At 40.5% G+C, this 6,988-nt stretch carries 5 protein-coding genes; 3 read left to right on the top strand and 2 right to left on the bottom strand.

Translation table 11 applies throughout. The annotated features are described in order from the left end of the window. The first annotated feature begins 145 nt into the window (after window positions 1-145). Together leuC and leuD are read left to right on the top strand one after the other, a co-directional pair. The gene (gene leuC, locus H5072_RS08310; protein WP_182682468.1) at window positions 146-1,546 is read left to right on the top strand and encodes a 3-isopropylmalate dehydratase large subunit; all 1,401 of its coding nucleotides are present in this window, start codon (window positions 146-148) and stop codon (window positions 1,544-1,546) included. After that, entirely contained in the window at window positions 1,546-2,145 is a 600-nt protein-coding gene (leuD, locus tag H5072_RS08305) for a 3-isopropylmalate dehydratase small subunit (RefSeq protein WP_002961095.1), read from the top strand. The genes leuC and leuD overlap by 1 nt, the downstream gene beginning before the upstream one ends. Before the next feature lie 93 nt (window positions 2,146-2,238). Here the strand turns inward: leuD and H5072_RS08300 are convergent, their stop codons facing one another. Next, entirely contained in the window at window positions 2,239-3,738 is a 1,500-nt protein-coding gene (locus H5072_RS08300) for a DUF3360 family protein (protein WP_182693233.1), read from the bottom strand. 416 nt (window positions 3,739-4,154) lie between these two features. On the opposite strand from H5072_RS08300, the gene H5072_RS08295 reads away from it, so the two are divergent. Next, on the top strand, window positions 4,155-5,141 hold the full coding sequence (locus H5072_RS08295; protein ID WP_182693232.1) for a hypothetical protein: 987 nt from the start codon (window positions 4,155-4,157) through the stop codon (window positions 5,139-5,141). Window positions 5,142-5,229: 88 nt separating this feature from the next. On the opposite strand, the gene H5072_RS08290 is transcribed toward H5072_RS08295, so the two are convergent. Beyond that, complete coding sequence (locus H5072_RS08290) at window positions 5,230-6,855, bottom strand: endonuclease (RefSeq protein WP_182693231.1); 1,626 nt, start codon at window positions 6,853-6,855, stop codon at window positions 5,230-5,232. Window positions 6,856-6,988: the final 133 nt, after the last annotated feature.

Raw genomic sequence — 6,988 nt, 5'->3', positions numbered from 1 at the left:
AGCAGGCGTTGGCACACCAGATATATATCCAAATGCAGGTTAAAGCACAAGCGATGTGGCAGCCGCTATCGTTTCACGCATTTAATAACATATTAAAGTTGCAGCACCGTTATGCTGCAACTCAAACAGATTAGGGAATTAGCAAGTGGCCCAAACGTTATACGACAAAATTTGGCAAGCACATACCGTTGCCAGCATAAATGAGCAAACCGACTTACTTTATATTGACCGCCATTTAGTGCATGAAGTTACTTCTCCGCAGGCTTTTGCAGGTCTACGTGAAAAAAACCGTACTGTACGTTGCCCAGAAAAAACCTTTGCAACGATGGATCATAACGTATCGACTAAGAGCCGATCACTTGATGCCGCAAGCGAAGTATCTAAAAACCAATTAATGGCGCTTGATAAAAACTGTAAAGAGTTTGGTATTGTACTTTACGATTTAAACTCAATTAACCAAGGCATTGTGCACGTAATGGGCCCAGAGCAAGGTATTACTTTGCCAGGCACAACCATTGTATGTGGCGATAGCCATACTTCTACGCATGGTGCGTTTGGCGCATTAGCGCATGGTATTGGTACGTCTGAGGTTGAGCACGTATTAGCAACGCAAACGCTACAGCAAAAAAAGGCGAAATCGTTAAAAATTCAAATTAACGGTGTATTGCGTCCAACAGTTACGGCTAAAGATTTAATTATGGCGGTAATTGGCAAGTTAGGTACTGCTGGTGGCACAGGCTATGTAGCAGAGTTTTGTGGTGCAGGCATTGAAGCGCTCTCAATGGAAGCCCGTATGACGCTATGTAATATGAGCATAGAAATGGGTGCAAAAGCGGGTTTAATTGCATCTGACCAAATTACTTATGATTATTTAAAAGGTCGTCCGTTTGCACCTAAAGGCGCAGATTTTGATGCAGCCGTTGAATATTGGGAAACCTTAAAAACAGACGAAGGCGCACACTTTGATTTAGTTGTTGAGCTAAATGCTGACGACATTCAGCCACAAATTACCTGGGGCACAAGCCCAGAGCAAGTAATTGGTGTTGATGAGTGCATACCTGATCCAGATAAAGAGCCAGATTTAATTAAAGCCGATGCCATTCGCAGCGCACTTAAATACATGGGCTTAAAAGCGGGCGATAAATTATCAAGCGCAAAAGTAGACACGGTATTTATTGGCTCATGTACTAATAGCCGTATTGAAGACTTACGCGCAGCTGCAAAAATTGTTGAAGGCAAGCAAGTTGTAGCCGGCATAGAGGCGTTAATTGTACCGGGCTCTGGCTTAGTTAAAAAACAAGCTGAAGACGAAGGCTTAGCCGATATTTTTAAAGCCGCAGGCTTTGAATGGCGCGAACCAGGTTGTTCTATGTGTTTAGCGATGAACGATGACCGCCTAGAAGCAGGCAAGCGTTGTGCATCTACTTCTAATCGTAATTTTGAAGGTCGCCAAGGTCGTGGCGGGCGTACCCATTTAGTTAGTCCTGCAATGGCGGCAGCCGCTGCAATACATGGTCACTTTGTTGATATTAGAGGAGAAGCATAATGAGCGTATTTTTTAGTGGCTTAATGGCTCCACTTGATAAAAACAATGTAGATACTGACCAAATTATTCCTAAGCAGTTTTTAACATCAACTAGCCGCGAAGGTTTTGATGCTGCCTTGTTTTATGATTGGCGTTACCTAGATAACGGTGAGCCAAACCCTGACTTTATTTTAAATCGCCCATGCTACCAAGGCGCGCAAATATTATTAACGCGCGACAACTTTGGTTGTGGCTCATCTCGCGAGCACGCGCCATGGGCACTTAAGCAATATGGTTTTGAAGTTATTTTAGCTGAAAGCTTTGCAGATATTTTCTTTAATAACTGTGGTAACAACCAAATGTTAGCCATTGCGTTACCTGCCGACACGCTTGAGCAATTGTTTGTACTTAGCGAGCAGCACGACGATATTAACATTGAAATCGACCTTGAAAATCAAACACTAACAAGCAGTAAGTTTGCACCAATTAGTTTTGATATTCGTAAAGACGTAAAAGAGCGTCTATTAAGTGGCTTAGATTTTATTGGTGTAACCGAAACACTAAACCCACAGATTGATGCGTTTGAAAAACAACTAGCAGCTGAGCGCCCTTGGCAGTAATTGTTTAACTTGTATATAGTAAAATCACGTATTGAAAAGCACGGCAATTGCCGTGCTTTTTTGTGGGTAAATATTAGGTTCAGTACCTAAGGCTTAATGTCTAAAGTCAGCCATTAACGCAGGTATACCAGGTAACATGCCTACAATTGCCATTACAGTAGTAAGTAGCAAAAACATAATAAGTGGAATCACCCAGCGGCTCATTTTAGTTAGCTCTGCGCTACGTTCTTTACAGCCAATAAGCCCTAAGTTATCAAGTAACATAGTAAGCGACCAACCAAAAGCCGGATTAACTAAGGTTGAGGCAAATACCACAATAGCGGCTGATTGCGTTGTTTTGCCTTCGCGCGTCATTTCCATGCCAGCTTCAAGTAGCGGAATAAACACACCTACAATAAGCGCTACACAAAGCACAGGTTGCCAAATGGCTAAATCCATTGGGTAACCCCATAAACCAGCAATAATACAAAATACGGCTGTTAAAATGGCGCCAGCCGGAATAGGGCGTTTAGCAATAGCAGCAGGTACAATGTAGGTTCCCCACGATGAGGTAAAGTTAGCACCACCAGCAAGTGAGCCAAATGTTTGTCTAACCGATGCGCTCAGCATGGTGTCGTCGATATTCATTTGTACTTTTTCAGTACGTTGCGGATAGCTTATTTTTTGAAATACTTGATGACCTAAAAAATCAGGTGACCACATAGCAACGGCGAGCACTGCAAATGGGAGTACAACCACAAAGCTTTCAAGCGTTGGCAGGCCAAGCATCCAACCCGTGTTTTCGCCCCACCAGTAAGCGGGGTTCATATTTGGTAAACCCGGAGCAGTATGAAACTCAAACGGTGCACCTAAAGCAAAGGCAACCACGCCACCAATAAGGCAGCTTAACGGCACAGCTAACCAGCGCTTTTTAAAGTGCTCTAATAGCGCATACAATAAAATGGTGGCTAAAATAACAATAAACGCAATATGCGCCATATCAATGGCCTCAGCCCAGGCAAACAGCTTTTTAACCTGCGAAATAGTACCAATAAAGCCTAAATAAATGAGTAGCCCGCCACATACACCTTTACTGGTTAGGCGCGCGAGCATACTTCCTCCTTTGGTTATGGCCAAAATAAAACCAAAGGCACCAATGAGTAAGCCAAACGCCATAGGGTGACCGCCAGCAGCAACAACAATAGGAATTAACGGAATAAGCGGGCCGTGAGTACCGGCTAAGTTGGCCGTGGGTAAAATAAAGCCTGAAAATAAAATGATAAAAATAGAAACAATGAGTAATTCATAACGTACATTTTCTAAAACAAAGGCATCGCTTAATCCAAGAGGCGCTGCAAATGTTGCCGCAATAGCACCCACCATAACGACTTTACCAATAGTGCCCGCCATTGCTGGAATGGTGTCTTCAAATTCAAATCGGTAATCTCTAAACGGTAAATTAGGACGCCAGCGTTTAGGCTGCATAATCTGTAATTCATGTTCGAGATACTCGTCGCGAGTATTAAACTCTGAACTCGGTTTGTGAAGCTGCTCGTAGCTTTGAGCATTCTTGTGCGTGTTTGATGGTGCATCACCGGGTGGTGTAGTTTGCATGCGTTCTCCTGCAACATTGTTGCTTAATCAAATAAATACGGCTTTTGTTAAAGCAAATGAATATTGAACATGCAGGGTAGATCAGCTTTTGGGCTGCTATGTATAGGCAAAAGGTCGTGCATGGTTGTTTTTAATACAGTTAATCTGACAATCAGCTTTACGTTAAAAATTATAAAACTACACAAAATGATTTAAAATTACTATAAATCAATGGCTTGTTTTTATTTTTAAAGAATTTGATCACTGTTTATAGCGGGAAATAGTGTTAATGGCAGGTTATTATCCTTTAGTCTTAGTGGCTGTGAAAGCCGTTTTATTTCAAGCTATTTGCTTGCAGGAGCCGTTAATATTGTTTTATTTGTGGTGGAATAATACTTCTGTTACTTTCTGATTGTTAATAACAATAAAGAATAGACATGCAACTCAACTCCCCTAAATCAATTGGTATTTTACTTGGTACGCTTTACGGCATATTTATGCGGCTGTTTATAGAGCTACTTGATACTTATAATTTAAGTAGCCTAGTCTCTATATCATTTATGTTTTTAGTGCCCGTTGCAATTGGTTATATTCGTGTTCACTTTGAATTTAAGAGCTCAAAAACCTTAACTAAAAGGCAAATGGTCACGATTGCTTGGCAGCCTATTTTTGTTTTTTTATTTGTAAGTGTAATTACTTTACTTGAAGGCAGTATTTGTGTGGCTATGGCTTTGCCTGCTTTTATGTTTTTTGCCAGCATTGGTGGATTACTTGCGGGTTTTGTTAGAAAGCGTGAAATAAAAAAAGCGAATAGTTCTTTATTATCAATCGCGTTGTTACCTATATTGCTCTCACCTATTGAAGTTAATTTTTTAAATTTATCAAAAACATACGAAGTAACAAATTCAATAACTATTAACGCGCCCATCAATGTTGTGTGGCAACAGTTAGCTAATGTGAGTGATATAAAACCACAGGAAGTGCCTTTTTCACTCACTCAATTAATTGGTGTACCAAAGCCATTAAAGGCAAGTATGAATGCAAGCGGTATAGGCGCTGTTCGCACAAGTACTTGGCAAAAAGGGGTTATATTTAAAGAAGTTATTACGGACTGGCAACCAAATAAACAGATGCTTTATAGATTTGACATAGACCCAGATGCTATTCCCGATGACGCACTCGATAAACACGTAAAACTTGGCGGTGAATACTTTTCTCCACTTTACGGTGGTTATCAGCTAAGTGAAGATAAAAGCGGCAATACAATTTTAACGTTAAAAACGACCGTGCAAGACAATACAAATTTTGGTATTTATTCACGAATATGGGGAGAGGTGATATTTCAAGATTTTCATCATTCACTTTTAACGTTGATGAAAAACAGAGCTGAAAAGTCACTTATCGCAACTGTTTCTTATAATTAGCTTAAATCATCATATTTTTAAAAAATATTACACACTAAAGGTTAAAAGCCTCTGCAATTGCAAAGGCTTATGTTTTAACTGCTAACTTTTACCAAATCATTTCTACAAATTCAGGATGGTCGATATACGGGTTACGATTACCTTGAAATTCAAAGGCTGCTTGGTTACGGTCAAGTTCCATTTGGCTTACAGGATCGCTGTTATGCCAGTTAAGCAGCATGGCTACAACCCAGTTCTCGAATACTTGGTTGCTTGAACCATTAAGCACTGCATTACTTGAGGTCGTTTTGGTTTGCCAAGTGCCTATTACATTTTCGTAGCGCGTTGCCATGTAAAAATAAGCGCGAGCAAAGTCACCTTTAAATTCGTCAATTGGCTCAAATACAGTACCTGAGTAATTTAATGAACTTGCGGCAGAGCCTAATTTACTTCCGTTGGTTGATGTAAATGAAGCGCTTGCTACTTCACCAAATGGGAAGTTACTACGTTTTGAGTTTACATAACCGTCGGTTGCGTAAATATGATGCACATCTGAGTTCATTGGCTCAATAGTGCCGCCAAACCAGCTTTTAGGAAATGAATGCTCACGGTTGTAACAGCCGCCTTCTCCACTATAGTTACCACATTGGTCACTCACCGCAGTATAATTGTAGCTATCTGAGCCGTTTGGTTTCTCGCTATACATATCTAAAATGCTGTTATCGTTTTCAAAGTATTTATCACGTGCAGATGAGTCGTAAAAATTCCAAATAGCCGAGTAACCCTGTGCATTATGATCTTTAATAATATTATAAAGCTCAGTTTTTAGTGCATAACCTGATAACCCTTGAGCAGTAACATAGTAGCCAGTGGGTGTTGGGTTGGTCCCGCCGCCATCACCAGAGCCACTACCTAAAGTAAATGCCGTGCTGTCTGTATTATTAAAACTTGCACCGCTAGCAAGTGCGGTAGAGCCTTGCTTAAGCGCATAACTGCCACTACCTGTTGAACAACACATGCCATCGCCGTAGCTGTCGCTAATAACAAGTGCGTAAGTACCATCAGTTAGGCATATTTGCTCATCATACTGAGTGTTTGATGCGTAACCACTGCCGTTAGCAACAGCGCTACCTTGATTGTTATTAACGGCCCAGCTAGTTTCGCTACCGTAATTATCGGTGTTAAGCGTTAAGGTAAGGCTATTGTCGGTGCAACTTGTTGATGCGTTGCCATCAGTATTTGGTAAAAAGTTATCTACGTATACGGTTTCGCTGCCATCAAATCCACTTACATCGTAAAACCTAAGCCCAATACTAATTGTTTTATCACTGCTTGCTGTATAGCTATGGCTAATTGTTTGCCATTGGTTAGTTTGTGCTTGATTTGAATAGCCTTGATAGCCATCTACATATAAGCGCGCTTTAATTTTACCTTCGGTGTGGTAAACATCAGTCGAAAAGTTATAGGTTTTACCCGCTTCTACAGCAACCTGTTGTAGTAAATCAGTGTTACTTTGCGATCCTGTTGTTACATTGACAGCAGCAGAGCTACTACCGCTTTTAACTGTACTAGTTGAGCGCGTTAAGCTGATTCCGCTATCAATAGTGCTCCAAGAGCTAGGTGTATTACCTGACCATTGTTCAAATCCGCCATTAGCTACATTGGCCATTACAGGTAATGAGCCAAGTAACAAAGCGGTACTAAGTAGTTTATTTTTATATTTCCCGTGTAACATAGTTGTTCCTATTTTTATTTTGAATGAAGAATATACCCTACATTAGTTAGGTTACAAAATTGTTAACTTAAAGTGCAGTAAAAAGCAATAATAAGTCTTTAATCTGTTTTTGAAGGTATTTTTATAAATTAAT

The sequence above is a fragment of the Pseudoalteromonas sp. SR45-5 genome, from assembly GCF_014163565.1.
In the GTDB taxonomy this organism is placed as follows: Bacteria; Pseudomonadota; Gammaproteobacteria; order Enterobacterales; family Alteromonadaceae; genus Pseudoalteromonas; species Pseudoalteromonas distincta.
The sequence above is the reverse complement of the archived record's forward strand: the minus strand, read 5'-3'. Positions and strand labels throughout refer to the sequence as shown.